The organism is Bradyrhizobium sp. LCT2 (genome assembly GCF_009931255.1).
GTDB classification, from domain to species: Bacteria; Pseudomonadota; Alphaproteobacteria; order Rhizobiales; family Xanthobacteraceae; genus Bradyrhizobium; species Bradyrhizobium diazoefficiens.
Map to the genome: position 1 here is coordinate 4,829,972 of NZ_CP034432.1, position 24,966 is coordinate 4,854,937.

The following is a 24,966-nucleotide window of genomic DNA, read 5'->3' on the forward strand; positions in this document are numbered from 1 at the left end:
TGTTAACGACGACAAGAAAGGTAACGACATGAACAAGCTCTCACGCATCTTCGCACTGGCGGCGCTCTCGGCCGTCGTGTTCGCCGCACCCGCGTCGGCCGACGACGTCAAGGCCGGCGATCTCGTCATCTCGCAGGCGTGGAGCCGGGCGACGCCGGGCGGCGCCAAGGTCGCGGGCGGCTATCTCACCATCGAGAACAAGGGCACGGTGGCGGACAAGCTGGTCGGCGTTTCCGCCGATATCGCCGGCAGGGCCGAGGTCCACGAGATGGCGGTGGACAATGGCGTGATGAAGATGCGCCATCTGGACAAGGGGCTCGTGATCGAGCCGGGCAAGACCGTGAAGTTCGCGCCCGGCGGCTACCATTTGATGCTCCAGGAGCTGAAGGGTCCGTTCAAGCAGGGCGACAAGGTGCCGGTGACGCTTCAGTTCGAGAAGGCCGGCAAGGTCGCCGTTTCCCTGGACGTCCAGGGCGTCGGCGCGCAGGCGCCCGGCGACGGCGGGCACATGATGAAGAAAATGCCGGACCATTCGGGAATGAAGATGTGACGAGCATGATCAGGACCTTCGGGAGACCGAACATGTCGAAGCGAACCTGGCTGATCCTTCTCGGCGTGCTTGCGGCAGCGCCGGCAAATGCGCACGTCTTCCTCGAGGGCAAGCAGGCGAGTGTGGGGGCGTCGTACAAGGCCGTCTTCGCCGTGCCGCACGGCTGCGCGGGCTCGCCCACGGTGAAGATCCGCGTCCAGATCCCCGAAGGGGTGATCGCGGTGAAGCCGATGCCGAAGGCGGGCTGGAGCGTCGATGTCGTCGAGGGCCAATATGCCAGCGAGTACGACTATCACGGCAACAAGCTCGCCTCGGGCGTCAAGGAGGTGTCGTGGTCCGGCGGCAAGCTGCCGGACAAGAATTATGACGAGTTCGTCATGCACACGGTGCTGACCGACAAGCTCAAGCCGAACACGACCCTGTACTTCCCCGTCGTCCAGGAGTGCGAGGCCGGCGTCAGCCGCTGGATCGAAATTCCGGCGGAAGGGGCAGGGCATTCGCACGAGGGCAAGTCGCCCGCGCCTGGTGTAAAGCTGTTGCCAAAACCCTGATGCGCGTTCTCGCCGCGCTCGCGACGCTGCTCCTGATTGTCGGCTTCGCGACCGGCGCGTCGGCGCATGCTGCGCTCGTCTCGGTCGAGCCGGCGAGCGGCAGCATCCTGAAGACCGCGCCGAAGGCGGTGGAGCTGCGCTTCAACGAGGCGGTGACGCCGGGCGCGATTCTGCTGATCGACGGCGCGGGCAGGGCGCGGGACGATGCCAGCGTCAGCGCATCGGACGAGATAATCTCGGTCGCGCTGCCGCCGGACCTGCCGCAGGGAACGGCGGTGGTCAGCTATCGCGTGATCTCGCAGGACGGCCATCCCGTCTCGGGATCGGTGGTCTTTTCGATTGGCACGCCGACGGCGACGAAGCCTCCGACCTCTACGGATAGCGGGCTGAACGCGCTGATCTGGCTGGCGCGGGTCGGTCTCTATCTCGGGCTGTTCGTCGGCGTCGGCGGCGTGTTCTTTGCGCGCTGGATCGCGTGGTCGATGATCGGGATGACCGTTCCGCGCGTAGCGCTCGCCATCGGTATTCCGAGTGCCACGGCGTCGCTTGGCGCGTTGGGCCTCGATCTCCTCGGGCTGCCGCCAGCGGCTCTCGCGACGGCTGCTCCCTGGAAGGTCGCATTCGCGACCAGCGCCGGCCCCGCGCTGCTGGTTGCCATTGGCGCGATGCTGCTCGCCTTGATGGCGTTGCGCAGCGCTTGGTATGCGCGTGCTCTTGCGAGCATCGCGCTCGTCGGCGTCGGTCTGTCGCTCGCCATGACGGGGCACGCTGCAACGGCGCCGCCGGAGGCGTTGACCCGGCCGGCGATCTTTCTCCACGGCCTCGGCGTCAGCATCTGGATCGGTGCTCTCGCGCCGCTCATCGCGCTGGTGTCGAAGCCGACGATCGCGACTCTTCCCGTCGTGAACCGCTTTTCGCGCATCGCTGCGCTGGCGGTCGGCGTGCTGGCCTTGACCGGCCTCGCACTCGCGATCGTTCAGCTCGAAAAGCCGGCAGCGCTGGTCGAGACCCGCTACGGACTGATTCTCTCGACCAAGCTTGCGTTGGTCACAGGATTGCTGGCGCTCGCCGCGCTGAATCGGTTCCGGCTGACGCCGGCCCTCGCCCGGGGCGAGAAAGGAACGCCCGCGCTCAAGCGCTCGATCCTGCTGGAAGGCGCGATTGCACTCACGATCCTTGCCGTTGTCGCCGGCTGGCGCTTCACGCCGCCGCCGCGGACCATCGTCCCGGAGACGCCCTTGGTGGTCCACATCCATACCGACAAGGCGATGTTCCAGGTCCTGGTGTCGCCGGGCAAGGCCGGTGTCGATGACTTCGTGCTCCAGCTCATGACCAGTGAAGCAACGCCGCTGGCGGCCAAGGAGGTGACGCTGACCCTGAGCCTGCCCGAGCGCGGTATCGAGCCGATGGAGCGGGACGCCTCGCTCGGGCCGGATGGCTATTGGCATGTGCGCAAGGTCGAGCTGCCCTTTGCCGGCCGCTGGCATGTGCGGATCGGTGCGCTGGTGACCGACTTCGAGAAGATCACGCTCGAGGACGAGCTTGAGGTGACGCCGTAAGGGGCGCCGCTGCGGCTCAAGCAGAACCTGAAGTCGACGGAAAATTGACAAGGAATCCCGCCGTGTTAGCGGCTTTTCCTCATTCCCGGTCTTGTGTTTTCGCTCCCAATCCGGTTTCACTGCAACCCCTCACTGATTCCCCGAGTGTTGCCATGCGGTTGTCGCGGTTCTTTCTGCCCATCCTGAAGGAAAATCCGAAAGAGGCGGAGATCGTCTCGCATCGGCTCATGCTGCGCGCCGGCATGATCCGGCAGGAGGCGGCCGGCATCTATGCCTGGCTGCCGCTCGGCTTCCGCGTGCTGAAGAAGATCGAGCAGATCGTGCGCGAGGAGCAGGACCGCTCAGGCGCACTGGAACTTCTGATGCCGACGCTCCAGCTCGCCGACCTCTGGCGTGAGAGCGGCCGCTACGACGCCTACGGTCCGGAGATGCTGCGCATCGCCGACCGCCACAAGCGCGAGCTGCTGTACGGGCCGACCAACGAGGAAATGATCACCGAGATCTTCCGCGCCTATGTGAAGTCCTACAAGAACCTGCCGCTGAATCTCTATCATATCCAATGGAAATTCCGCGACGAGCAGCGTCCGCGCTTCGGCGTGATGCGCGGCCGCGAATTCCTGATGAAGGACGCCTATTCCTTCGATCTCAACGAGGCGGCGGCGCGCGTCGCCTACAACAAGATGTTCGTCGCATATCTGCGCACCTTCGCGCGGATGGGGCTGAAGGCGATCCCGATGCGCGCCGAGACCGGGCCGATCGGCGGCGATCTCAGCCACGAATTCATTGTGCTCGCCGAAACCGGCGAATCCGGCGTGTTCATCAATCGCGACGTGCTGGACCTGCCGGTGCCGGGCGAGGACGTCGACTATGAGAGCGACCTCACGCCGATCATCAAGCAATGGACGTCGGTCTACGCTGCGACCGAGGACGTGCACGACGCCGCACGTTTCGAGCAGGAAGTGCCGGAAGCCAAGCGGCTCAACACCCGCGGCATCGAGGTCGGCCAGATCTTCTATTTCGGCACGAAGTATTCCGAGCCGATGAAGGCGATGGTGGCCGGCCCCGACGGTGTCGACGTGCCGATCCATGGCGGCTCCTACGGTGTCGGCGTCTCGCGCCTGCTCGGCGCCATCATCGAGGCCTGCCATGACGACGCCGGCATCAAATGGCCGGAAGCCGTCGCCCCGTTCCGCGCGGTGGTGCTGAACCTCAAGCAGGGCGATGCCGCGGTGGATGCGGCCTGCGAGAAGCTCTATGCGGAGCTCCAGGCCAAGGGCGTCGACGTGCTCTATGACGACACCGACCAGCGCGCCGGCGCCAAATTCGCCGCCGCCGACCTGATCGGCATTCCCTGGCAGATCATGATCGGGCCGAAGGGGCTCGCCGACGGCAAGGTCGAGCTCAAGCGGCGCAGCGACGGCTCACGCGAGACCATGTCGCCAGCGGACGCGGTCGCAAGACTTGTGGGCTGATAAGCCTGGTCGGCTGAATATTGTTCATCGCGCGATATCGCGGCCGCCAATCCGGCCACAATTGACCCCGAATCATGGGATTATCGAGCGATGGATGAAACCATGACCGAAACCGTGCAAACCGCGCCTTTTGCGCCATTCGAGTGGATGCTGTCGGCGCGCTACTTGCGCGCGCGCCGCAAGGAGGGATTCATCTCGGTCATCGCCGGGTTCTCCTTCCTCGGCATCATGCTGGGCGTGGCGACGCTGATCATCGTGATGGCGGTGATGAACGGCTTCCGCAAGGAACTGCTCGACAAGATCCTGGGGCTGAACGGCCACATCCTGGTCCAGCCGCTGGAATCGCCGCTGACCGACTGGAAGGACGTCGCCGACCGCATCAGCCAGGTCCAGGGCATCCGGCTCGCCGCGCCGGTGGTGGACGGCCAGGCGCTGGCGTCCTCGCCGTGGAACGCCTCGGGCGTGCTGGTACGCGGCATCCGCTCCGACGACCTCAACAACCTCACCTCGATCGCCAAGAACATCAAGCAGGGCTCGCTCGAAGGCTTTGACGACGGGCAGGGCGTTGCGATCGGACGGCGCCTCGCCGATCAATTGTCGCTGCACGCCGGCGACAGCATCACGCTGGTGGCGCCGAAGGGCGCGGTGACGCCGATGGGCACGACGCCGCGCATCAAGCCGTACAAGATCGTCGCCGTGTTCGAGATCGGCATGTCCGAATACGATCTCGGCTTCGTGTTCATGCCGCTGGCGGAGGCGCAGGCCTATTTCAACCGCAGCAACGACGTCACCTCGATCGAGGTGTTCACCACCAATCCCGATCGCATCGTCGCCTTTAACAAGGCGGTGACGGAAGCCGCGGCACGGCCGGTGTTCCTGGTCGACTGGCGGCAGCGCAACTCGACCTTCTTCAACGCGCTCCAGGTCGAGCGCAACGTGATGTTCCTGATCCTGACCATGATCGTGCTGGTCGCGGCGCTCAACATCGTGTCCGGCCTGATCATGCTGGTGAAGGACAAGGGCAGCGACATCGCCATCCTGCGCACCATGGGCGCCTCGCAAGGCTCGATCATGCGCATCTTCCTGATCACGGGCGCCTCGATCGGCGTGGTCGGCACGCTGGTCGGCTTCTTCGTCGGCCTCGTGATCTGCCTCAACATCGAATCCATCAGGCAATTCCTGTCCTGGCTCACCAGCACCGAGCTGTTCTCGCCGGAGCTCTATTTCCTGTCGAAACTGCCCGCCGAGATCGACGTCGGCGAGACCACGGCCGTCGTCATCATGGCGCTGACGCTGTCGTTCCTGGCGACGCTGTACCCGTCGTGGCGCGCCGCGCGCCTCGATCCCGTCGAAGCGCTCCGGTACGAGTGAGGGGCTGATGGAGCAGCAACAGGGGGCTGAGGATGTCCCGGTCATTTATCTCCACGAGATAAAACGGCAGTACTTGCAGGGCGAGGTACCGCTGACGATCCTGGACGGCGCCAAGCTTGCGCTGTGGGCCGGACAGTCGGTCGCGCTGGTGGCGCCGTCGGGCTCGGGCAAGTCGACGCTGCTGCACATCGCGGGGCTGCTGGAGGCCCCCGATTCCGGCGAGGTCTACGTCAATGGCGCGCCGACCTCGCAACTGCCGGACATCGAGCGCACGCAGCTTCGCCGCACCGACATCGGCTTCGTCTACCAGTCGCACCGGCTGCTGCCGGAGTTCTCGGCGCTGGAGAACGTGATGCTGCCGCAGATGATCCGCGGCCTGAAGAAGTCCGAGAGCGTCAAGCGCGCCAAGGAGATCCTGGGCTATCTCGGCCTCGGCGACCGCATCACCCATCGCCCGGCGGAGCTGTCGGGCGGCGAGCAGCAGCGCGTCGCGATCGCGCGCGCGGTGGCGAATGCGCCGCGCGTGCTGTTTGCGGACGAGCCGACCGGCAACCTCGATCCGCACACGGCGGACCACGTGTTCCAGGCCCTGATGCAGCTCGTCAAGGCGACGCGGGTCTCGATGCTGATCGCGACCCACAACATGGAGCTCGCCGGCCGCATGGACCGGCGGGTCTCGCTGTCGGACGGCCAGGTGGTCGAGCTCGAATAACAAAAAACTGCGAAAACAACCCCATGCACAGTAGCCGGCCCTGGCCGGCTACGATCGGGGTGACGCCTTGCAGCCTTTTGACAGGTCAAGCAAAACGGCAGCGACGGCGCATCGCCCCGGTGTATGGCGCTCTACGGCCGGATCACCGTCAATTTGAACGGCCCGCCATTGGCCGCGGCGTGTGCCACCGCCTCATTGACATGATCGAGGTCGAACGCCGTCGTCTTGTAGTCGTCAAGCCGCAGGAGTCCTGATCGCACCAGCGCGATCAGGCGGCTGGCCGCATCCGGCGGGTACATCCAGACGCCGTGGATGGTGATGCAGTTGCGCATGATCCAGGGGTAGGGCAGCTCGAGGCCCGCGCCGCCGGCCATGCCGACGCCGCCCATCAGCACGACGCGGCCATAGGCGCGCACCGTCATGACCGCCGCGCGCACCACAGTCGGACTCACCGAGGGCGGCATGATGTCGAACACGCAGTCGATCGGCCCCGGCGCGGCGCGCTTCATCGCCTCGCGGTCGTCGTCCTCGTTACTTGTGAGCTTGACCGGCTTCACACGGCTGCCGAAACGGCGGACGAGGTCGGCCAGAATCGTCTCGTTGCGCCCGGGCGTGACCACGCAGGCTGCGCCCATTGCGAGCGCGACAGAGACGGCGGCGCTGCCGAAATTGCCGGTGGCGCCACTCACCAGCACGGTTTCGCCTGCTTGCAGGTTGGCGGCGAGGAGGCCGCCATAGGGCACCAGCAGTGTCCCCAGCGCGCACCATTGTGCGGCTTCCTCGGACGTGATCGCGCCAAGGCGTTTGACGTTCTCGGTCGGCACCCGCATCCGCTCGGCAAACGAGCCATGGCGAAAATGCTTTTGCAGAAGCATGCCGCCGGCGCCGGCGGCCGTTAATCCCTGCAGGGCGATGTCGGGCGCGATCGCGTCGTCGCGCGAACGCACCGTCGGGTCGCAGAACACCCAGTCGCCGATCTTGAGCTTCGTTGCGTCCGGGCCGATCGCGCGCACCCGGCCGATACCGCCCGGGCCCGGGATGATCGGCAAATCGAGTGCATAGTTGCGTTCGCCGCTGAAGACTTCGTTCATGTAGGACAGCACGCGCGTGGCGATGACGTCGACGATGACCTCGCCGGTGCCGAGCACCGGTTCGGGGGCATTCTCGATCACCAGCGGCGTTCCGAAGGATTTGAGTACGGCGGCTTTCATGATGTTCACCTCAAAGTGGGGTGAAACTCATATGCGCCGCCTTGGAGGGGACAAGAAGGCCTGGTATTATCCTAGTATCCTTTAGACCCTCCATCGCGGGAGCGACATCATGGCCGACCCACGCCGCGTCGAATTCGGCGATTTCCTGAGGTCCCGCCGCGAAAAGCTGTCGCCGAAGACCGTCGGGCTCCCGGCGGGCAGGCGGCGGCGCACCGCGGGCCTGCGCCGCGAGGAGGTCGCCCAGCTCGCCGGCATCGGTGTCGACTGGTACATTCGCCTCGAACAGGGCCGCACCGTCAGCCCGTCGGTGACCACCGTCGACGCGCTGGCCCGCGCGCTACGGCTCAGCAAGACCGAGCATGCGCATCTGAAGGCGCTGGCGCGCGACGGCGACAAGCGCGCCTTCACGCGCGAAATCGTGCCGCCGCCGATCCTGCGGATGATCGAGAGCCTGAATCAGCCGGCCTACATTGTCGGACGGCGCTGGGACGTGCTGGCCTGGAACGCCGCCGCGGAGCAGGTGTTTGCGTTTGGGCGATTGCCTGAGGAGGATCGCAACACGCTGCTCCTCGTGATGACCAACAAGCAGACGCGAAAGGCTTACGGCGCGGGCTGGGCGGACGTGGCCAAGCGCATGGTGGCGATGTTCCGGGCCACCCACGACGTCTGGGCCGGCGATCCCGCGTTCGCCGAACTGCTGACGCGGCTGCGGCAGGGCAGCCCGGAATTCGTCAAATGGTGGGAAGCCCACGAGATCCGCAGCACGTCGTCGGGCCTCAAGACCATGTCGCATCCGACCCTCGGCGTGCTGCATTTCGAGCACACCAGCTTCCAGGCCAATGACGATCCCGCACTGAAGCTCGTGATCTACACGCCGGTGACGGGCAGAGGCTGATGCATCGCGAGGCCTGAGCTCACGGCGACGGCGTGGCCGGAGGCGTCGTGCCGGCGTTCGGCAGCGTCGCTGGCCAAGGGCTTATCGGGTTGAGCGTCGACAGAGCGCAGGATGATTTGAGCTGTGTCCACACCGACGCCAGGCCCGTCAAGTCGATGTCGAATTTCGTCATGTCCGTCTTGTCGTCCGGCATCGAAATGGTTTCGCGGACATGCAGGGAGCGGGACGCCAGGATCGCCTTGACCATGTCGGGGTCGATGCTGCCGCGCCAGATCTCGACCTTGCCGGAACGTAGCGGAGCCCCTCCGACCTCCCTGTCCGTGCCGGCGTCCGCCGTCACCAGGATCGTGCTCTTGCCGGTGGCTGCTTCGTCGATTTCTCCCGCGAACGTCAGCGGCACGCGTTTCCTGCTTTCGCAAGACAGGCGCCACTCCATCATCCGGAACGAAGCGCCGTTCTCCTTCTTCAAGACCGCGATCTTGCGGACAAACGGGCGCGCTTCCTTCTCCAGCTTCCACATCGACTCGGCAAGCGGTCGGGTGTCGATTCCGAAACGATAGAGCTCGGCGCGCGTCAGCACGTGCAGGTTCTCGTACTTCACGGTCCGGATGAGGGCGTCGAGCTCACGGCTGATCCCCATCGACGCGATGAACGCAGTGCGGTCGCGATCGGCGCTCGCTATGCGGCGCTGCCTCGCCTCGGCGACCACCTGCGGGGGCGGATCCCCACGAAAGCGCAGGACCAGCCTGGAGTTATGGACCGCCAGCGCCGCGTCGGGCGCCACCTCGCGGGATGTCGCCCCGAGAAACAGGTAACCGCAGGCCGAGTTGCACATCGCATTGCGCGTGGTGAGCTCGGCCTCGACCTCGCCGCCCGCGTTCTTCACCTTCAGGCAGGCGGCGTCCACCTGCGTGCCCGCTGAGCACGCGGTCGCGGTGGTGTGACCAACCCGGGCGACTGCCTTGCGGCTGCGCAGCAACCGCCCGATCACGTAGGACTGCTCCACGTTGCCGCCGGGCGAATGAAGGTAGATCGGAAGCTGCGTCTCCTTGACGCCGGCGAGGAAGCGGCGAATGCGCGGCGCGGCGTCCTGATCGATCTGGCCCTCGATGGCAATCCAGCGGTCGCAACCCGGCCCGCACGCGTCGGGCGCTCCCTTGGCGAGATAGATCGTCAGCCTGGATGCAAATCCGGCCTTCTCGGCCGGCGTTCCTTCTGCACGCAAAGCGCCCGGGATCGACAGCAAGGTCACGAGGAGCAGAATACGGGCGAGCATGAACTGACGGGACCACGCGCGGCGAAAACAGACGCGAAAGCTATCCGAAGATCGGTGCGATCACAACCTTTGGTGGCGTGTCGGAGCGCCGATTATTCTGCGTCCACGAACGCAACCTCATCCGGCTCCGCATGCGAGGTCTACGAATTCGCGCGGGGCTCGCACGTTTGCAAGTCGAGTTCGCAAGCGCTATGTCCGGGCTTTCGAGAGCGCCCAAGATGACAATCTCCGATGACAACGACCTCACGCGCCTGAAAGAGATCGGGCGCATCGTCGCTAATACCCTTGAGGCGATGGGGAAGGCGCTCGAACCGGGCATGACCACCTCCGAGCTGGACCAGATCGGACGAAGATTCCTGGAGACAGCCGGCGCACGTTCGGCTCCGGAGCTGGCCTATGCCTTCCCGGGGGCGACCTGCATCAGCGTGAACGAGGAGATCGCTCATGGCATCCCCGGTGACCGACGGATCGCGCGTGGCGACCTCGTCAACATCGACGTTTCAGCCGAGAAGAACGGCCTCTTCGCGGATACGGGAGCCTCGTTCGCCGTTCCACCCGTGACCCGCGCGATCGAACGTCTTTGCAGGGATGGCCGGCGGGCCATGTGGACGGGCCTGCGGCAGGTCGGGGCTGGCAAGCCGATCGCCGGCATCGGCCGAGCCATCGGGACCTTTGCGCGGAAGAACGGCTACAGCCTTGTCAGGAACCTTGCCAGTCACGGTGTCGGCTTGTCGCTCCATGAGGAGCCGACAGAGATCGCAACATGGCCCGATTCCTCCGAACGCCGCATCATGAGCGACGGCCTGGTGTTCACCGTCGAGCCGTTCCTGTCCTTGGCCGCCGAGTGGGCAGAGAATGGCGATGATCCGTGGACGCTCTACAGCAGTCCCGAGGCGCCGACCGTGCAGTACGAGCACACCGTCGTCGCCACTCGACACGGACCTTTGATCGTTACGATGGCCGGTTAAGTCCGCCCAGGCCAGAGCCCGAGACGTCTCATGCGTCACCCAGCCAGAGGTGACGTCATGCCACCGGATCCTTGTGAGAAGCCGAACGGCTCTGGTCATCCGGCGCCAGCGGTGGCGACGGTCTTGCGGCAGCGTTCTTCAGCGGAGCAGCGTCGAGTTCTGAGGTGATCTGGACCGGCGCAGATACGGCGTCGCGAGAGGCGACGATCCAGATCAGGAAGCCGAGAAGCGCGAGTGCAGCGCCGACGGGGCCGGTGGAGGTCCAGCCCAGCCCCTCGCGAATGGCAAGGCCGCCGAGGAACGGGCCGAGCGCGTTGGCGGTGTTGAACGCCGAATGGTTCAGCGCGGCGGCGAGCGCCTGCGCGTCGCCCGCGACGTCCATCAGCCGGGTCTGGAGGATGGCGCCGAGCGAGACGCCGGCGCCGATCGCGAAGATGTCGATCGCCAGCAGCCAGGGATTGCCGGCTGCAAGCGGAAACACCAGCAGCGCGACCGCCGAGAACAAGAGAATGACGCCCGCCGTCGGCATCAAGGCGCGGTCCGCGAAGCGCGGCACGAACAGATTGCCGAGCGTGGCGCCGACGCCGAACACGGCGAGAAAAAACGGAATCACTGCGGGGCTGACCTTGGTGACCTCGATCAATGTCGTTGCGAGGTAGGTGTAGACGGCGAACATGCCACCGAAGCCGATGGCGCCGATCGCCAGCGTGATCCAGACGCGGCCGCTTCTGAGGGCGCCGAGCTCTCGCAGTGGGTCCGACCTGCCGGCCTGGTCGCGCGGAGCGAACAGGGCGCAAAGCAGGACCGTGAGCAGGGCCAGCAGCGACACGAGGCCGAAGCTGGCGCGCCAGCCGACCGTCTGGCCGACCAGGTTGGCCAAGGGCACGCCGATGATCGTCGCGCCAGTCAGGCCGAGCATCACCTGGCCGATTGCCCGCGAGCGGCGATGTTGAGGAACGAGCGAGGCTGCGACCAGCGCGGCGATGCCGAAATAGGCGCCATGCGGCAGCCCTGCGAGAAAACGGGCCGCGATCATCCAGCCAAACCCCGGCGCAAGCGAGGTGAGCGCATTGCCGAGCGCGAACACGGCCATCAGGACCAGGAGCTGCGTGCGCCGGGCGAAGCGCGCACCAAGCACGGCGATCAGCGGTGCGCCCAGCACCACGCCGAGCGCGTAGGCACTGATCGCGTGTCCCGCGGTCGGCTCGTCGACCCGAAGGTCGGCGGCGAAGAACGGCAGCAGGCTCATCGATGCGAATTCGGTGGTTCCGATCGCAAAGCCGCCCATCGCGAGCGAGAACAGGACGATGGCGAGGTGAGGGGGCGCGGAGGCCGCGGTCGCGCGGAGCGAGGTCGCTTGAGGCGATATCGACATGTGTCCTGCATTGGTGGCGTCAACGGGAACCAGCCCAGCGAACGTCGCCACCCCTGCAAGATTTGTCTGTCGTACTTAAACCGAGAGCGGTCTGCGTCAACACCGGAGACGCGATGCAAGGCTGGCCGCATATCAGTGTCCCGATTTGGGTGTGGCCGTGGCGAGAGCGCGTGCAATCATCAGGTACGCAGATCACGTCGTTGTGCAGGAACAGGAGGCTGATAGGATTTGCGTATCCTTGCCGGAATGCCTCGATGATTGAACCCGCGACGTCCGACTACGCCAGCCATAGCGCGCTCACCGATCCCGGTCCTTACGCCGCGTTGATCAGCGGCCTGCCGCCGGATGTTGCAATCGTGTGTCGCACCCTGCACGGCCTGCTGATCCACGAAGCATGGATCGAGAGGCAGGGATTGAACCCCGCGGCCTTCGCCGGTCAAAGCCGTGACACGTTGCCTGTGGCCCGGCGCCTGGAGCAACTTCTGACGATCGACCAGAGGCCGCTGACCGTCGCCCGATCGGGCGAGGCGAGAGTTTTGAGCACGTGCCGGGACTTTTCATTGATGCTGTGTGGTGTTCTGCGCCATCACGGCGTGCCGGCCCGCGTCCGCTGCGGTTTCGGCAGGTACTTCGCCGGGAATCCCTACGACGATCATTGGGTGTGCGAATATTGGGCTCGGGATGAGCAACGCTGGGTCCTCGTCGATGCTCAACTCGACGAATTGCACCACGATGTCCTCAAGTTCGATTTCGAGCCGATCGATGTGCCTCGTACGGAGTTCATCACCGGCATCGAGGCATGGAAGCTATGCCGCACCGGCGCCATCGATCCTGCGCAGCTTGGCCACGGAACGACGACCGGTCTGTTCTTTGCGCGCGTCAACCTCGCGCGCGATCTGCTCGCGCTCGCCGGGATCGAGACCTCGGCATGGGATAATTGGCGCGCCGCGCGCGAACCACATCGCGCGTTGGATGATGCAGCTCTGTCGCAATGTGACGGCATCGCGCAGCGCGGTGAGGCGGGCGCGATCGAGATCGCGCCGTCACTAGGTGCGCCGCCCTGGCAGTAGATCGTTCGTTCGTGCCCTAATTGGCGCGGCTCGACTTCCGAGGGCTCCTCGGCCGCTCCTGCGGGAAATACGGGTTCACGACGCATGTCGCAGAGCGGCCGACGGCGAGATATCTGCACTGCTGGAGCGAGGTGTAGCGGCAGTCGAAATAGCCCACCTGGCCGTAGATCTGCATGCAGACGGGATGGCTGGGATCATAGGTCTGCGCACGCGCCGGCGCGCTGACGAGCAGCGTGCCGGACGCAACCAGTGCGAGGCAAGCGCGGCGCATCTCAGCGCGGCCAGGAAGAAACCGGCGCAAACGTGCGCGGACGATTTTGATACGCGTAGGGATCATCGCTTTGCCCTCCGAAATACGGGTTCGCGATACAGGTCAGCGCGCGGCCCGATGCGCTCGCCTGACACTGCGCGTAGGTGTCGAACCTGCAATTGCTCAGCCCCGGCCATTCATCGCCGGTCAGGCAGAACGCATGACTGGTTCCGAACGCGCGCGCCGGTGTGCTCGCGATGAACGCAAGCGTGAATGTGGCGATTGCGAGCGAAAATGTGGCGACAATGGGGAGGGTGAATAATGCACGCATCTCGAATCTCCAATCACGCGAATGTGCGCGCGACGATGTTACGCGCGTACGCAGTGTATCTCGTGTCGTCGACATTGAAATTGCTGAAAACTCTTGTTTCAAAGGGTTTCCAGCGCGCGCCGATAAATCTTCATTAATGAAGCGCGGCCCTTTGGAGCGAACTGTTGCGTCGCGGTTACAGCAATTCCGCCGATCACTGTTATGACCATGCCCACGGCCCGGGGGCCTACTGAAGAAAACTGGAACGGGATTCAAATGAAGAAGAATTTGTTGCTGGCCGCTGTGAGCCTCGTCGCACTGAGCGCGGCTGCACCGGCGGTGGCTGCTGATCTCGCGGCTCGGCCGTACACCAAGGCGCCTGCGATGGTCGCCGCGATCTACGACTGGAGCGGCTTCTACATCGGCATCAACGGCGGCGGCGGTTCGGCGCACTCGACCTGGGATCTGGTCGGCGGTGGCCGTGAAGGTTCGCACGATGCGACCGGCGGCACGGTCGGTGGCCAGATCGGCTATCGCTGGCAGTCCGGCCAGTGGGTGTTCGGCGTGGAAGGCCAGGGCAACTGGGCCGACTTCTCGGGCGACAACGTCAGCGCGCTGTTCGCGACTCGCAACCGTTCGAAGATCGACTCGTTCGGTCTGATCACCGGTCAGGTCGGCTATGCCTGGAACAACGTGCTCATCTACGTCAAGGGCGGTGCGGCTGTGGCCGGCACCAAGTACGAAGTCTTCAGCACGGCCTCGGGCGCGCTGCTGTCGTCGAACGACCAGACCCGTTGGGGTGGCACGGTGGGTGCCGGCCTCGAGTACGGTTTCGCCCCGAACTGGTCGGTTGGCGTCGAGTACAACCACATCTTCCTGCAGGACAAGGACGTCACCTTCGCGGGTCTCGCGGGTACCGACCGCATCCGTCAGGACGTCGACATGGGCCTCGTCCGCCTGAACTACAAGTTCGGTGGCCCGATCATCGGCCGCTACTGATACCAATCGCTCATCTTCGAGCGGTTGTCGAAAGCCCCGGCCATCGGCCGGGGCTTTTTTGTTGTTTGAAGTCAGCGAGTTAACCATTCCTTTTTGGGACGGTTCAGACAGCTTGACTCTTGAGAACGAAATGAGAACAATGTTCTTCATACGTTCCAGCAAGGGAGCAGGCCATGTTCAGGATTTTCGTGGAAGAAGCCGCCGCACTGGCATCGATCACCCTGTTCGTCGGGATGATCGCAATCTGGGCGCAGGTGATTCCGCAGCTCTAGCGCCGGGGTTTGGACAACCGTTGCCGGGAACTCCTCGGCGCGCCTGGGGAAAAGCGGGACGACGCGGCCGATCGGCCGCTCTGGCGTGGACTCTGCGGCGGCGACGCCCCACCATTGGGCGGCGAGTCGGCAAAGGCGGCTGGGAGGTGGGTGCAGGATACGCCATGATCCCCTCAGCATCCCCTTGGGGCCGGCGACCGTTCCATCCCATCTGCAAGAGGCCGTCACGCGACCATGCCGAGCGCCGGATTTGTCCACCTTCACGTTCACTCGGCCTATTCGCTGCTCAAGGGCTCGATCAAGATCGGCAAGCTCGCCGAGCTCGCCAAGAAGGACCATCAGCCGGCCCTGGCGCTGACCGACACCGACAATCTGTTCGGTGCGCTGGAGTTCTCCGACAAGATGGCGGGCTCCGGCATCCAGCCGATCGTCGGCTGCGAGCTCGCGATCGACTTCGGCGACCAGGATCCGACCGCGCGCAACGCCATTGGCCCCTCGCGCGTGGTGCTGCTGGCGGCGCAGGAGCGCGGCTATCGCAGCCTGATGCGGCTGAATTCGCGGGCGTTCCTGGAGACGCCCGACAGCCATGCCCCGTTCATCAAGTTCGACTGGTTCGACGGCGAGACCGAGGGCCTGATTGCGCTCACCGGCGGCCCTGACGGGCCGATCTCGCTGGCGCTTGCCGGCGGTATGGCCGAACTCGCGGCGACGCGCTGCGAGCGTCTCGCCGGCCTGTTCGGCGACCGGCTCTACATCGAGTTGCAGCGCCACAACATCGACAAGGAACGGCGCGTCGAAAGCGGCCTGATCGACATCGCCTATGCCAAGGGGCTGCCGCTGGTTGCGACCAACGAGCCATATTTCGCCGCGACCGACGATTACGAGGCGCACGATGCGCTTTTGTGTATCGCCGGCGGCCGACTGATCGCCGAGAGCGATCGCGTGCAGCTCACGCCGGATCACCGCTTCAAGACCCGCGCCGAGATGGCGGTGCTGTTCGCCGACATTCCGGAGGCGCTGGCCTCGACGGTCGAGATCGCCGAGCGCTGCTCGTTCCGCCCGATGACGCGCAAGCCGATCCTGCCGTTCTTCACGGTCGGCGCCGCCGCAAGCTCCGATGCCGCTGCGGTCGAGGCCGCCGAGTTGAAGCGGCAAGCGGAGGAGGGGCTCGCCAACCGCCTGCGCGTGCACGGTCTGTCGCAGGGCACCACGGAAGAGGACTACAGCAAGCGCCTGGCGTTCGAGCTCGACGTCATCATGCGCATGAAGTATGCCGGCTACTTCCTGATCGTGTCCGACTTCATCAAATGGGCGAAGTCGCAAGGCATTCCGGTCGGACCGGGCCGCGGCTCCGGCGCAGGCTCGCTGGTCGCCTGGGCGTTGACCATCACCGATCTCGACCCGATCAAGTTCGGCCTGCTGTTCGAGCGCTTCCTCAACCCGGAGCGCGTCTCGATGCCGGACTTCGACATCGACTTCTGCCAGGACCGCCGCGGCGAGGTGATCCAGTACGTGCAGCAGCGCTACGGCCGCGACCAGGTCGCGCAGATCATCACCTTCGGTACGCTGCAGGCGCGCGGCGTGCTGCGCGACGTCGGCCGCGTGCTGCAAATGCCTTACGGCCAGGTCGACAAGCTGACGAAACTGGTGCCGCAGAATCCGGCCGCGCCGGTGACGCTGGCCGCCGCGATCGAGAGCGAGCCGAAGCTCCAGGCGTTCCGCGACGAGGATCCGGTGGTGGCGCGCGCCTTCGACATCGCCCAGCGTCTCGAAGGCCTGACGCGCCACGCCTCGACGCATGCCGCCGGCATCGTGATCGGCGACCGCCCCCTGAGCGAGCTCGTGCCGCTCTACCGCGATCCCAAATCCGACATGCCCGTGACCCAGTTCAACATGAAATGGGTCGAGCCGGCGGGCCTCGTCAAGTTCGACTTCCTCGGCCTGAAGACGCTGACCGTGCTCGACGTCGCGTGCAAGCTGCTCAAGCCGCGCGACATCCATGTCGATCTCGCGACGCTGCCGATCGACGATGCCGAAAGCTACCAGATGCTGGCGCGCGGCGAGGTGGTCGGCGTGTTCCAGGTTGAAAGCCAGGGCATGCGGCGCGCGTTGGTCGACATGCGGCCCGACCGTTTCGAGGACATCATCGCGCTGGTGGCGCTCTACCGCCCCGGCCCGATGGCGAACATCCCGACCTATTGCTCGCGCAAGCACGGCGACGAGGAGCCGGAATATCTGCATCCCGTGCTGGAGCCGATCCTGAAGGAGACCTTCGGCGTCATCATCTACCAGGAACAGGTGATGCAGATCGCGCAGGTGATGTCGGGCTATTCGCTCGGCGACGCCGACCTGCTGCGCCGCGCCATGGGCAAGAAGATCCGCGCCGAGATGGACAAGCAGCGCGACATCTTCGTCGCCGGCGCGGTGAAGAACGGCGTGCCGAAGGGGCAGGCCGAGACCATCTTCGAGCTGCTGGCGAAGTTCGCCGACTACGGCTTCAACAAGAGCCACGCGGCGGCTTACGCGCTGGTGTCCTACCACACCGCCTACATGAAGGCGCATTATCCGGTGGAGTTCATCGCGGCGTCGATGACGCTCGATCTCAACAACACCGACAAGCTCTCCGAATTCCGCTCCGAGGCGCAGCGCCTCGGCATCAAGGTCGAGCCGCCGAACATCAACCGGTCGGGTGCGACCTTCGAGGTCGGAGAGAAGACCATCTACTACGCGCTCGCCGCGCTCAAGGGCGTCGGCATCCAGGCGATCGACCAGATCATCGAGGAGCGCACCAAGAACGGGCTGTTCACCTCGCTCGCCGACTTCGCCGCGCGGGTCAATCCGCGTGCGATCAACAAGCGCATCATCGAGAGTCTCGCCGCCGCCGGCGCCTTCGACACGCTGGAGCCGAACCGCGCGCGCGTCTTCGCCGGCGCGGACGCGATCCTCGCCGCCTGCCAGCGCGCGCATGAGGCCGCGACCATCGGCCAGAACGACATGTTCGGCATGTCGGCGGACGCGCCGACCATCATGCTGCCGCAGATCGAGGCGTGGCTGCCGGCCGAGCGGTTGCGCCGCGAATACGACGCGATCGGCTTCTTCCTGTCCGGCCATCCGCTCGACGATTACGCCACCGTGCTGAAGCGCCTGCGGGTGCAGAGCTGGGCGGAATTCTCGCGCGCGGTGAAGACCGGCGCCACCGCCGGCAAGGTCGCGGCCACCGTGGTCTCGCGCATGGAGCGGCGCACCAAGACCGGCAACAAGATGGGCATCATGGGGCTCTCCGATCCCACGGGCCACTTCGAGGCGGTGCTGTTCTCGGAAGGCCTTGCGCAATATCGCGACGTGCTCGAGCCGGGGGCGGCCGTGCTGCTCCAGCTTGGCGCCGAGCTCCAGGGCGAGGACGTGCGCGCCCGCGTGCTGCATGCCGAGCCGCTCGACGATGCCGCGGCCAAGACGCAGAAGGGCCTGCGCATCTTCCTGCGCGACACCAAGGCGCTGGAATCGATCGCCAAGCGTCTCGCCGGCCCCGAGATGGCGTCCTCGAACGGCGCCGCGCCAAAGGTCGGCAGCCCGGGGATTGCGCCGCGCTCCAACGGCGACGGAGAGGTCTCGCTGGTGATGATGCTCGACCTCGAGACCGAGGTGGAGATGAAGCTGCCCGGCCGCTTCAAGGTCTCGCCGCAGATCGCCGGCGCGATCAAGGCGGTCGCGGGCGTGGTGGACGTGCAGCAGCTCTGACGTTGCACGCGCCGCCGCAAACCAAAGCTTAACTATCAAGTTCACACCTGGTTTCGAAGTCTGCCGCGCGCAGCTATCAGTTGTTTCCCGGCGCGAGACCAAGGAAGAAGAATCATGTGTGACAAATGCTCCGAAAATCTGCATCAATCGGTTGCTCCCTCCCGACGCTCGATGATGCTTTTCGCCGCCTCCGCGCTCGGGGTGGCAGCGTTTGGCGGGCCCGCGGTGGCCAAGGAGGCGAAAGCGCCGCCGAAACCTCAGAACGTGCTGTCGCCCGATGCGGCGCTCAAACGGCTGATGGACGGCAATTCGCGCTACGTATCTGGTGTGTCGCGCCGTCACGACTTCGCGCACGAGCGCGAGGCATTGGTCGGCGGTCAGAATCCCTACGCTGCCGTTCTGAGCTGCGCCGATTCGCGGATCGCGCCTGAATATGCCTTCGACAGCGGACGCGGAGACCTGTTCGTGTGCCGCGTCGCCGGAAATTTTGCCGGCGATGAGACCGTTGCGAGCATGGAGTACACCGTCGCCGTGCTCGGCACGCCCCTGATCCTGGTGCTCGGCCACGACAATTGCGGCGCCGTCGACGCGACGATCAAGTCGCTCAAGGACGACAAGCCGCTGCCGGGACATATCCCTTCGCTGGTCTCCGCGATCGCACCGGCGGTGAAGACCGCTGCTCAGCAGAGCGGGAATGCGCTCGACAATGCCATCCGTCAGAATGTCATCGACAACGTGGCCAAGCTGAAATCGGCTGCGCCGATCCTCAATGCGGCAGTCGAGCAGGGCAAACTCAAAGTGGTCGGCGGCATCTATCGGCTGAGCACAGGGACCGTCGAATTGCTGGCCCAAGGCTGAGGTTGGTGGCGCGTCTTTCCGGCGGCTTGTCCGCGCGATCCACGCACGGTCGTCGGATGTTGTTGCAACCCTGCGCTGATTTTGGCTAGCATACACCCGGGGAATGGGGACTGGGGTGTGCGATGCTGCGATGGGGCGCGTTGGTGGTGACCGCTGGCGTCATGTTGGCGGGGTGCGTGAGCGATCAGGTCGGAACGGACTTCGCATCCGTGTCAAAGAAGATCGGACCTCCGCGCGCGGGGCAGTCGCGCGTGGTGTTCCTGCAGGACAAGCGCAACGGCCTCAGCATGGCGTTTTGCGCCTGCGAGGTGAAGCTCGACGGTGCGCCGATGGGTAAGGTGCTCGCCGGCAAATATGCCTACGCCGATCGTCCGGCCGGCCGTCACGACGTGCTGGTGACCGAGCTGATGTTTCCCGGCGACACCAAGCGCGAGATCGTGATGGAATCCGGCCGAACGCACTTCTACCTCATCAAGAGCAGTGCCAGGCACGATGCCGCCACGGGCGGGGCGGTGCTTGGCGGGCTGGCCGGGCTTGCGGTGGTTTCCGTCGCGACGGCTGGCGAGGCCAATCCCGGGCCCGCCGAGCTCGTTGCGCTGGATGAGGCGACCGCGCGAACGAAGCTCGCTGAATTGCAGGCCGTCGAGTAAGATGCGCGGCACGATTGCCGCTGCATCAACGACGGCGGCTCGATGGGCAGGAGCGAGGCATGTGCGAGAATTGCGGAAGTGTTCGCGGCGTTCACATCCGCCCTTCGCGGAGATCGCTCATCCACTTCACCGTCTCCGCGATCGGCCTGGCCTTCGCCGGCACAGCCTTCGCCAAGGAGGCCAAGGCGCCGCCCAAGCCGCAAAACGTGCTGGCGCCCGATGCGGCGTTGAAGCGGCTGATGGAGGGCAATGCGCGTTATGTCGAAGGCGTGTCGCGGCGGCACGATTTCAAGCATGAGCGCGAGGCGCTGGCCGGCGGCCAGAACCCGTTCGCGGCCGTGCTGAGCTGCGCCGACTCGCGCATCGCGCCTGAATACGCCTTCGACACCGGCCGCGGCGACCTGTTCGTCTGCCGCGTCGCCGGAAATTTTGCCGGCACCGAGACCATCGCCAGCATGGAATATGCCGTTGCCGTGCTCGGCGCGCCGCTGATCCTCGTGCTCGGCCATGACAGCTGCGGCGCGGTCGATGCGACGCTGAAGGCGATCAAGGACAACACCTCGCCGCCCGGCCACATCCCCTCGCTGATTGATGCGATCGCGCCCGCCGCCAAGGCTGCGATGCAGCAGGGCGGGGACGTGCTCGACAAGGCGACCCGGCAGAACGTGATCGACAACGTCGCCAAGCTGAAGTCGGCCGCACCGATCCTCAATGCGGCCGTGGAGCAGGGCAAGCTGAAGGTGATGGGTGGCATCTATCGGCTCACGACGGGAACGGTCGATCTGATCGCACAAGGCTGATCGCGCTAGGCTGAGCGAGCAGGACCGATCGCGCAAGGCTGAGCAAGACTGCCGCAACGCGGTTGCCGGGCGGTCGAGAAGCTGACGTGGGCCTGACGAAAGGCGCCTGGACGACAGGCGCCTTTCGGCGGCGGCCTGCGTCATGCCGCCGCCTCAATCCGGGCCTTTCGTTCAAGCGCCATTCAGCCAGCCGCGCGTCTGATGCGTGTTGGCAGCTCAACAACAAAGCGGGCAAGCAAGCCATGCGTGGGACCCACAAGGCCTTCCTCTGTTTCCTCTTGCCGATCTTGTTCCTTGCCGCGGGGGCGCTGGAGCCGGCGCGCGCGCAGCAGCAGGAAAAGCGAATCGCGCTCGTGGTCGGCAACGGCGCCTATGCCAAGTCGCCGCTGGCGACGACCGCGAACGATGCCGGCCTGATCGCGCAGACGCTGCAGGCGGCGGGCTTCGACGTCGTCGGCGCGCGCGATCTCGACGGCGACACGCTGCGCAAGAGCTTTCGCGATTTCATCCAGAAGGCGCAGGCCTCCGGCCCCGGCACCGTCGCGATGGTCTATCTCGCCGGCTACGGCGTGCAGCTTGCCGGCGAGAACTATTTCATCCCGGTCGATTCCAACATCACCCGCGACACCGACATCCCGACCGAGGCCCTGCGCATCAGCGACTATGCGCGCCAGCTTGCGGCGATTCCGCTCAAGGCCAACATCGTGGTGCTCGACGCGGCGCGGGCGCAGCCCTTCATCGAGGGCGGCCAGCCGATCGCGAGCGGGCTGGCGCTGGTCGAGCCCGATCAGAACATGCTGATCGCCTTCAATGCCGCGCCCGGCACGGTGGCGCCGGAGGAGCCGGGGCCCTACGGCATCTATGCGCAGTCGCTGGCGGAGATGATCCGCACCGGCGGCCTGCCGCTGCCTGACGTGTTCGATCGCGTCCGCCTGCGTGTCAACGAGGCCTCCAAGGGCGCGCAGGTACCCTGGAACGAGCAGAAGATATCGGCGCCATTCTCATTCTTCGATCGCGGGCCCGACGCGCCGCCGCCGGAGGCCTCGGCCGCCCAGGTCGCCGCGATCCGCAACAAGCCGATCCGCGATCTCGGTGTGCAAGACGCCTACGCCGCCGCGCTGGAGCGCGACACGCTGCCGGCCTATGAGGAATTTCTCGCGGCCTATCCGACCGATCCGATGTCCAAGCGCGTGATGGCGATCGTTGCGGCGCGCCGCGAGGCGATCACCTGGCGGCGGACTTATCGCACCGACACGCCGGAAGCCTATTGGTCGTATCTGCGCCGCTATCCGCGCGGGCCGCATGCAGGCGATGCGCGCCGTCGCCTCGCGATCCTCACCGCGCCGGCCGAGCCGCCGCCGAGCTTCGCGATGATCGACTATGACGTGCCGCCGCCGCCGCCGGAGGAGGTGGTCTATGTCGACCGTCCCGTGCTGTACTTCAGCGATCCCGATTTTGGCTTCGCGCCGCCACCACCGCCGCCGGTCTACTATCTGCCGCCGCCGCCGCCGGATTTCGTCGTGCTCGAGCCGCCGCTGCCTGTGGTCGGCCTGTTCGTGTTGCCGCAGCCGATGTTCGTGCCGATCCCGGTGTTCGTCAGGCCGCCGGTCTATGTCGCGCCGCCGCCGAACAACATCATCTTCAACAACATCCATAACACCACGGTCATCAACACCGTGATCAACCGGCCTCCCGCCCCGCCGCCGGCGGGTGGGGGAGGAGGAGGGACCGGGCCTGGCAATCTGACGCCGGCGATTGCCGGCCGCGCCAACCCGGTAGCACCGATGTTGCCGCAAGCCGCTACGCAGCGCGCGGCTCTGATCCAGCAGGGCAAGGCGCCGATGCCGCTGAGCGCGACGGTCCAGCCGACGGCGAGGCCCGGGATACCTCCCGGGACGCCGGCCAATGTCGCGCCAAATGCGCGACCAAGTGCGCTACCTGGTGGCCTCCCAGGTACAGCACCGAACGTCGCGCCGCAGACCAGGTTGCCTGCCGCCAACACGCTGCCGGTTCCGGGCTCCCATGGTGGGCCGCCGGCGCCGCCGGCAGGGGCAGCAGGGACTCTGCCGGGCGGAAAGCCCTTGCCGTCGACGGCAACTGCACCCGGCACGACCCTGCCGACGCATCCGGGGGCGCCGACCACGGCTGCGCCCGGCACAACGCCGCCGCCCCATCTTGGTGCGCCAACGGCCGCCGCTCCGACCACCGGTGCGCCCACCACGACAAATCCGGCCGTTGTGCCCGGCCAACCGCCCAAGCCCCCGGTCGCGCAGACCCCGCCCGGGGCCGGGCCTGCCGACCGTGCCAAGTCCGCAACCCGTGAGCCGGCCGGCCCGCCGCCTGCTGCCGCGGGAAAACCGGTCGTACCGCCTCCGTCAGCAGTGCACGAGCCGATGAGGCCGCAGGCTCACCCGCCGGCCCCGCCGCAGGCGGCCAAGCCAGCAGCACCGCCCCCGCGGCCCCAGGCCGTGGCGCGGCCCACGCCGCCACCTCCGCCGCGCGTGTCGGCGCCGCCGCCACGGATGGCTGCACCTCCGCCGCCACGCCCCGCTCCGCCGGTGGCAGTGGCGCGTCCGGCGCCCCCGCCAATGGCTCGGCCCGCGCCGCCCCCGCCAGTAGCCCGGCCGGCGCCCCCGCCGCCGCCTCGGGTGGCCGTTGCACCTCCGCCGCGTCCGGCGGCACCTCCGCCCCGCCCAGCGGCCCCGCCGCCGGCGGCCAAGAAGTGCCCGCCGAACCAGCCCAAGTGCTAGGCAAGCGCTAGTCCAGCGCCAGAGCTTGGCGCGGTCTTTACGGAAGGGGGGCCATTCGCGGGCGAAACCGCCCGCGAATGGCCCTTATTTCCTTGCTTCTGGCCGAAATCGCGCTATATAGCGCGCCATCTCACACGGAAGCATGGCTCACAAGGCCGTCCGGTGGCAGCCGGGGCGCAACGCTCCGTTTTGCTCACACGCTTCCGGAGGAACCAACCGGAGAATTATAACAATGGCGCTACCCGACTTCACCATGCGTCAGCTTTTGGAAGCTGGCGTGCACTTTGGTCACCAGTCTCACCGCTGGAATCCGAAAATGGCTCCGTTCATTTTCGGCACCCGTAACAACATCCACATCGTCGATCTCGCCCAGACCGTGCCGATGCTGCACCACGCCCTCCAGGCCGTCAGCGACACGGTTGCCAAGGGCGGCCGCATCCTGTTCGTCGGCACCAAGCGCCAGGCACAGGACGGCGTTGCGGACGCGGCCAAGCGCTGCGCGCAGTATTTCGTCAACTCGCGCTGGCTCGGCGGCACGCTGACCAACTGGAAGACGATCTCGGCTTCGATCAAGCGCCTGCGTCACCTCGACGACGTGCTCTCGGGCGGCGAAGCCAATTCGTACACGAAGAAGGAGCGCCTGACGCTTCAGCGCGAGCGCGACAAGCTCGACCGCTCGCTCGGCGGCATCAAGGACATGGGCGGTCTGCCCGACCTGATCTTCGTGATCGACACCAACAAGGAAGACATCGCGATCCAGGAGGCCCAGCGCCTCAACATCCCGGTCGCCGCGATCGTCGACACCAATTCGGACCCCAAGGGCATCACCTATGTGGTGCCGGGCAATGACGACGCCGGCCGCGCGATCTCGCTCTATTGCGACCTGATCGCGCGTGCGGCGATCGACGGCATCTCGCGCGCCCAGGGCGATTCGGGCATCGACATCGGTGCTTCGGCCCGTCCGCTCGCCGAAGAGCTGCCGGCGGCCTCCTCGAGCGGCTTCCAGGGCCTTGCAGGTCCCCGCGGCACCGCCGACGACCTCAAGAAGCTCCCGGGCGTGTCGGGCGCGATCGAGAAGAAGTTCAACGACCTCGGAATCTTCCACTTCTGGCAGCTCGCCGAGCTCGATCACGACACCGCGCACACGATCGGCGAAGAAGTCGGTCTGCCGAGCCGTGCGGATGCCTGGGTGGCCAAGGCCAAGGCGCTGACCGCGGAAGCGGAATAGTCAAAAAGAGCGATGGGTTGGCCGGATAGACTCCGGCCACCATTTCAGTTGACGCGAATTCCTGAGATGGACCGCGGCGGGGCAATTTGATGCCACGCCGC

21 protein-coding genes are annotated in these 24,966 nt (G+C 66.0%); 16 read left to right on the top strand and 5 right to left on the bottom strand.

From position 1 onward, the window contains the following. Positions 1–28: 28 nt before the first annotated feature. The 6 genes from EI171_RS23340 to EI171_RS23365 all read left to right on the top strand — a co-directional run bounded on the left by EI171_RS23340 (position 29) and on the right by EI171_RS23365 (position 6,215). Positions 29–550 (top strand): copper chaperone PCu(A)C, encoded by a 522-nt coding sequence (locus tag EI171_RS23340; RefSeq protein WP_161534786.1) that lies wholly within the window; start codon positions 29–31, stop codon positions 548–550. Between the two features lie 32 nt (positions 551–582). Then, positions 583–1,101, top strand: a complete 519-nt coding sequence (locus tag EI171_RS23345; RefSeq protein WP_028171736.1) for a YcnI family protein — start codon at positions 583–585, stop codon at positions 1,099–1,101. Beyond that, positions 1,101–2,660 (top strand): CopD family protein, encoded by a 1,560-nt coding sequence (locus EI171_RS23350; protein ID WP_161534787.1) that lies wholly within the window; start codon positions 1,101–1,103, stop codon positions 2,658–2,660. The genes EI171_RS23345 and EI171_RS23350 overlap by 1 nt, the downstream gene beginning before the upstream one ends. Before the next feature lie 152 nt (positions 2,661–2,812). Then, positions 2,813–4,132, top strand: a complete 1,320-nt coding sequence (proS, locus tag EI171_RS23355; protein WP_011087644.1) for a proline--tRNA ligase — start codon at positions 2,813–2,815, stop codon at positions 4,130–4,132. Between the two features lie 90 nt (positions 4,133–4,222). Further along, positions 4,223–5,503 (top strand): lipoprotein-releasing ABC transporter permease subunit, encoded by a 1,281-nt coding sequence (locus tag EI171_RS23360; RefSeq protein ID WP_011087643.1) that lies wholly within the window; start codon positions 4,223–4,225, stop codon positions 5,501–5,503. A gap of 7 nt (positions 5,504–5,510) precedes the next feature. Next, on the top strand, positions 5,511–6,215 hold the full coding sequence (locus EI171_RS23365; RefSeq protein ID WP_011087642.1) for an ABC transporter ATP-binding protein: 705 nt from the start codon (positions 5,511–5,513) through the stop codon (positions 6,213–6,215). Positions 6,216–6,346: 131 nt separating this feature from the next. On the opposite strand, the gene EI171_RS23370 is transcribed toward EI171_RS23365, so the two are convergent. Then, positions 6,347–7,426, bottom strand: a complete 1,080-nt coding sequence (locus EI171_RS23370) for a zinc-binding alcohol dehydrogenase family protein (RefSeq protein WP_161534788.1) — start codon at positions 7,424–7,426, stop codon at positions 6,347–6,349. A 109-nt stretch (positions 7,427–7,535) separates the two neighbouring features. Here EI171_RS23370 and EI171_RS23375 point away from each other — a divergent pair, with 109 nt between their 5' ends. Beyond that, the gene (locus tag EI171_RS23375) at positions 7,536–8,321 is read left to right on the top strand and encodes a helix-turn-helix transcriptional regulator (RefSeq protein ID WP_011087640.1); all 786 of its coding nucleotides are present in this window, start codon (positions 7,536–7,538) and stop codon (positions 8,319–8,321) included. Between the two features lie 19 nt (positions 8,322–8,340). On the opposite strand, the gene EI171_RS23380 is transcribed toward EI171_RS23375, so the two are convergent. Then, positions 8,341–9,597: a hypothetical protein gene (locus tag EI171_RS23380; RefSeq protein ID WP_161534789.1), complete on the bottom strand. Its 1,257-nt coding sequence runs from the start codon at positions 9,595–9,597 to the stop codon at positions 8,341–8,343. 218 nt (positions 9,598–9,815) lie between these two features. Here EI171_RS23380 and map point away from each other — a divergent pair, with 218 nt between their 5' ends. Then, the gene (gene map / locus EI171_RS23385; protein ID WP_161537062.1) at positions 9,816–10,565 is read left to right on the top strand and encodes a type I methionyl aminopeptidase; all 750 of its coding nucleotides are present in this window, start codon (positions 9,816–9,818) and stop codon (positions 10,563–10,565) included. Between the two features lie 55 nt (positions 10,566–10,620). On the opposite strand, the gene EI171_RS23390 is transcribed toward map, so the two are convergent. Continuing rightward, the gene (locus tag EI171_RS23390) at positions 10,621–11,940 is read right to left on the bottom strand and encodes an MFS transporter (protein ID WP_161534790.1); all 1,320 of its coding nucleotides are present in this window, start codon (positions 11,938–11,940) and stop codon (positions 10,621–10,623) included. 254 nt (positions 11,941–12,194) lie between these two features. Here EI171_RS23390 and EI171_RS23395 point away from each other — a divergent pair, with 254 nt between their 5' ends. Next, a complete protein-coding gene (locus tag EI171_RS23395; RefSeq protein WP_161534791.1) occupies positions 12,195–13,010 on the top strand; it encodes a transglutaminase-like domain-containing protein in 816 nt (271 codons plus the stop codon). Positions 13,011–13,026: 16 nt separating this feature from the next. Here EI171_RS23395 and EI171_RS23400 read toward each other — a convergent pair whose 3' ends face one another. Both EI171_RS23400 and EI171_RS23405 read right to left on the bottom strand, forming a co-directional pair. Then, complete coding sequence (locus EI171_RS23400; RefSeq protein WP_038967837.1) at positions 13,027–13,281, bottom strand: DUF3551 domain-containing protein; 255 nt, start codon at positions 13,279–13,281, stop codon at positions 13,027–13,029. A 1-nt stretch (position 13,282) separates the two neighbouring features. Next, positions 13,283–13,591 carry a DUF3551 domain-containing protein gene (locus tag EI171_RS23405; RefSeq protein WP_202633001.1) on the bottom strand — a complete coding sequence of 103 codons (309 nt, stop codon included), beginning with the start codon at positions 13,589–13,591 and terminating at the stop codon, positions 13,283–13,285. Positions 13,592–13,846: 255 nt separating this feature from the next. On the opposite strand from EI171_RS23405, the gene EI171_RS23410 reads away from it, so the two are divergent. From EI171_RS23410 to EI171_RS23440, 7 genes are all read left to right on the top strand, one after another. Then, positions 13,847–14,569 carry an outer membrane protein gene (locus tag EI171_RS23410; protein ID WP_028171744.1) on the top strand — a complete coding sequence of 241 codons (723 nt, stop codon included), beginning with the start codon at positions 13,847–13,849 and terminating at the stop codon, positions 14,567–14,569. Positions 14,570–15,075: 506 nt separating this feature from the next. Beyond that, positions 15,076–18,579 carry a DNA polymerase III subunit alpha gene (gene dnaE, locus EI171_RS23415; protein WP_161534792.1) on the top strand — a complete coding sequence of 1,168 codons (3,504 nt, stop codon included), beginning with the start codon at positions 15,076–15,078 and terminating at the stop codon, positions 18,577–18,579. A gap of 114 nt (positions 18,580–18,693) precedes the next feature. Next, a complete protein-coding gene (locus EI171_RS23420; protein WP_011087633.1) occupies positions 18,694–19,437 on the top strand; it encodes a carbonic anhydrase in 744 nt (247 codons plus the stop codon). 209 nt (positions 19,438–19,646) lie between these two features. Next, positions 19,647–20,087, top strand: a complete 441-nt coding sequence (locus EI171_RS23425; protein ID WP_231166491.1) for a DUF2846 domain-containing protein — start codon at positions 19,647–19,649, stop codon at positions 20,085–20,087. A gap of 59 nt (positions 20,088–20,146) precedes the next feature. Further along, positions 20,147–20,887: a carbonic anhydrase gene (locus EI171_RS23430; protein WP_110116166.1), complete on the top strand. Its 741-nt coding sequence runs from the start codon at positions 20,147–20,149 to the stop codon at positions 20,885–20,887. A 242-nt stretch (positions 20,888–21,129) separates the two neighbouring features. Next, positions 21,130–23,637, top strand: coding sequence for a caspase family protein (locus tag EI171_RS23435; RefSeq protein WP_161534794.1), 2,508 nt, complete (start codon positions 21,130–21,132; stop codon positions 23,635–23,637). A 232-nt stretch (positions 23,638–23,869) separates the two neighbouring features. Continuing rightward, a complete protein-coding gene (locus tag EI171_RS23440; protein WP_028171749.1) occupies positions 23,870–24,865 on the top strand; it encodes a 30S ribosomal protein S2 in 996 nt (331 codons plus the stop codon). Positions 24,866–24,966 lie beyond the last annotated feature (101 nt).

What these genes read in the sequence shown, in the direction of transcription:
- EI171_RS23340 (WP_161534786.1), top strand. Translation starts at nt 29, where the DNA reads ATGAACAAGCTCTCACGCATCTTCGCACTGGCGGCGCTCTCGGCCGTC.
- EI171_RS23345 (WP_028171736.1), top strand. Translation starts at nt 583, where the DNA reads ATGTCGAAGCGAACCTGGCTGATCCTTCTCGGCGTGCTTGCGGCAGCG.
- EI171_RS23350 (WP_161534787.1), top strand. Translation starts at nt 1,101, where the DNA reads ATGCGCGTTCTCGCCGCGCTCGCGACGCTGCTCCTGATTGTCGGCTTC.
- proS (WP_011087644.1), top strand. Translation starts at nt 2,813, where the DNA reads ATGCGGTTGTCGCGGTTCTTTCTGCCCATCCTGAAGGAAAATCCGAAA.
- EI171_RS23360 (WP_011087643.1), top strand. Translation starts at nt 4,223, where the DNA reads ATGGATGAAACCATGACCGAAACCGTGCAAACCGCGCCTTTTGCGCCA.
- EI171_RS23365 (WP_011087642.1), top strand. Translation starts at nt 5,511, where the DNA reads ATGGAGCAGCAACAGGGGGCTGAGGATGTCCCGGTCATTTATCTCCAC.
- EI171_RS23370 (WP_161534788.1), bottom strand. Translation starts at nt 7,426, where the DNA reads ATGAAAGCCGCCGTACTCAAATCCTTCGGAACGCCGCTGGTGATCGAG.
- EI171_RS23375 (WP_011087640.1), top strand. Translation starts at nt 7,536, where the DNA reads ATGGCCGACCCACGCCGCGTCGAATTCGGCGATTTCCTGAGGTCCCGC.
- EI171_RS23380 (WP_161534789.1), bottom strand. Translation starts at nt 9,597, where the DNA reads ATGCTCGCCCGTATTCTGCTCCTCGTGACCTTGCTGTCGATCCCGGGC.
- map (WP_161537062.1), top strand. Translation starts at nt 9,816, where the DNA reads ATGACAATCTCCGATGACAACGACCTCACGCGCCTGAAAGAGATCGGG.
- EI171_RS23390 (WP_161534790.1), bottom strand. Translation starts at nt 11,940, where the DNA reads ATGTCGATATCGCCTCAAGCGACCTCGCTCCGCGCGACCGCGGCCTCC.
- EI171_RS23395 (WP_161534791.1), top strand. Translation starts at nt 12,195, where the DNA reads ATGATTGAACCCGCGACGTCCGACTACGCCAGCCATAGCGCGCTCACC.
- EI171_RS23400 (WP_038967837.1), bottom strand. Translation starts at nt 13,281, where the DNA reads ATGCGCCGCGCTTGCCTCGCACTGGTTGCGTCCGGCACGCTGCTCGTC.
- EI171_RS23405 (WP_202633001.1), bottom strand. Translation starts at nt 13,591, where the DNA reads ATGCGTGCATTATTCACCCTCCCCATTGTCGCCACATTTTCGCTCGCA.
- EI171_RS23410 (WP_028171744.1), top strand. Translation starts at nt 13,847, where the DNA reads ATGAAGAAGAATTTGTTGCTGGCCGCTGTGAGCCTCGTCGCACTGAGC.
- dnaE (WP_161534792.1), top strand. Translation starts at nt 15,076, where the DNA reads ATGCCGAGCGCCGGATTTGTCCACCTTCACGTTCACTCGGCCTATTCG.
- EI171_RS23420 (WP_011087633.1), top strand. Translation starts at nt 18,694, where the DNA reads ATGTGTGACAAATGCTCCGAAAATCTGCATCAATCGGTTGCTCCCTCC.
- EI171_RS23430 (WP_110116166.1), top strand. Translation starts at nt 20,147, where the DNA reads ATGTGCGAGAATTGCGGAAGTGTTCGCGGCGTTCACATCCGCCCTTCG.
- EI171_RS23435 (WP_161534794.1), top strand. Translation starts at nt 21,130, where the DNA reads ATGCGTGGGACCCACAAGGCCTTCCTCTGTTTCCTCTTGCCGATCTTG.
- EI171_RS23440 (WP_028171749.1), top strand. Translation starts at nt 23,870, where the DNA reads ATGGCGCTACCCGACTTCACCATGCGTCAGCTTTTGGAAGCTGGCGTG.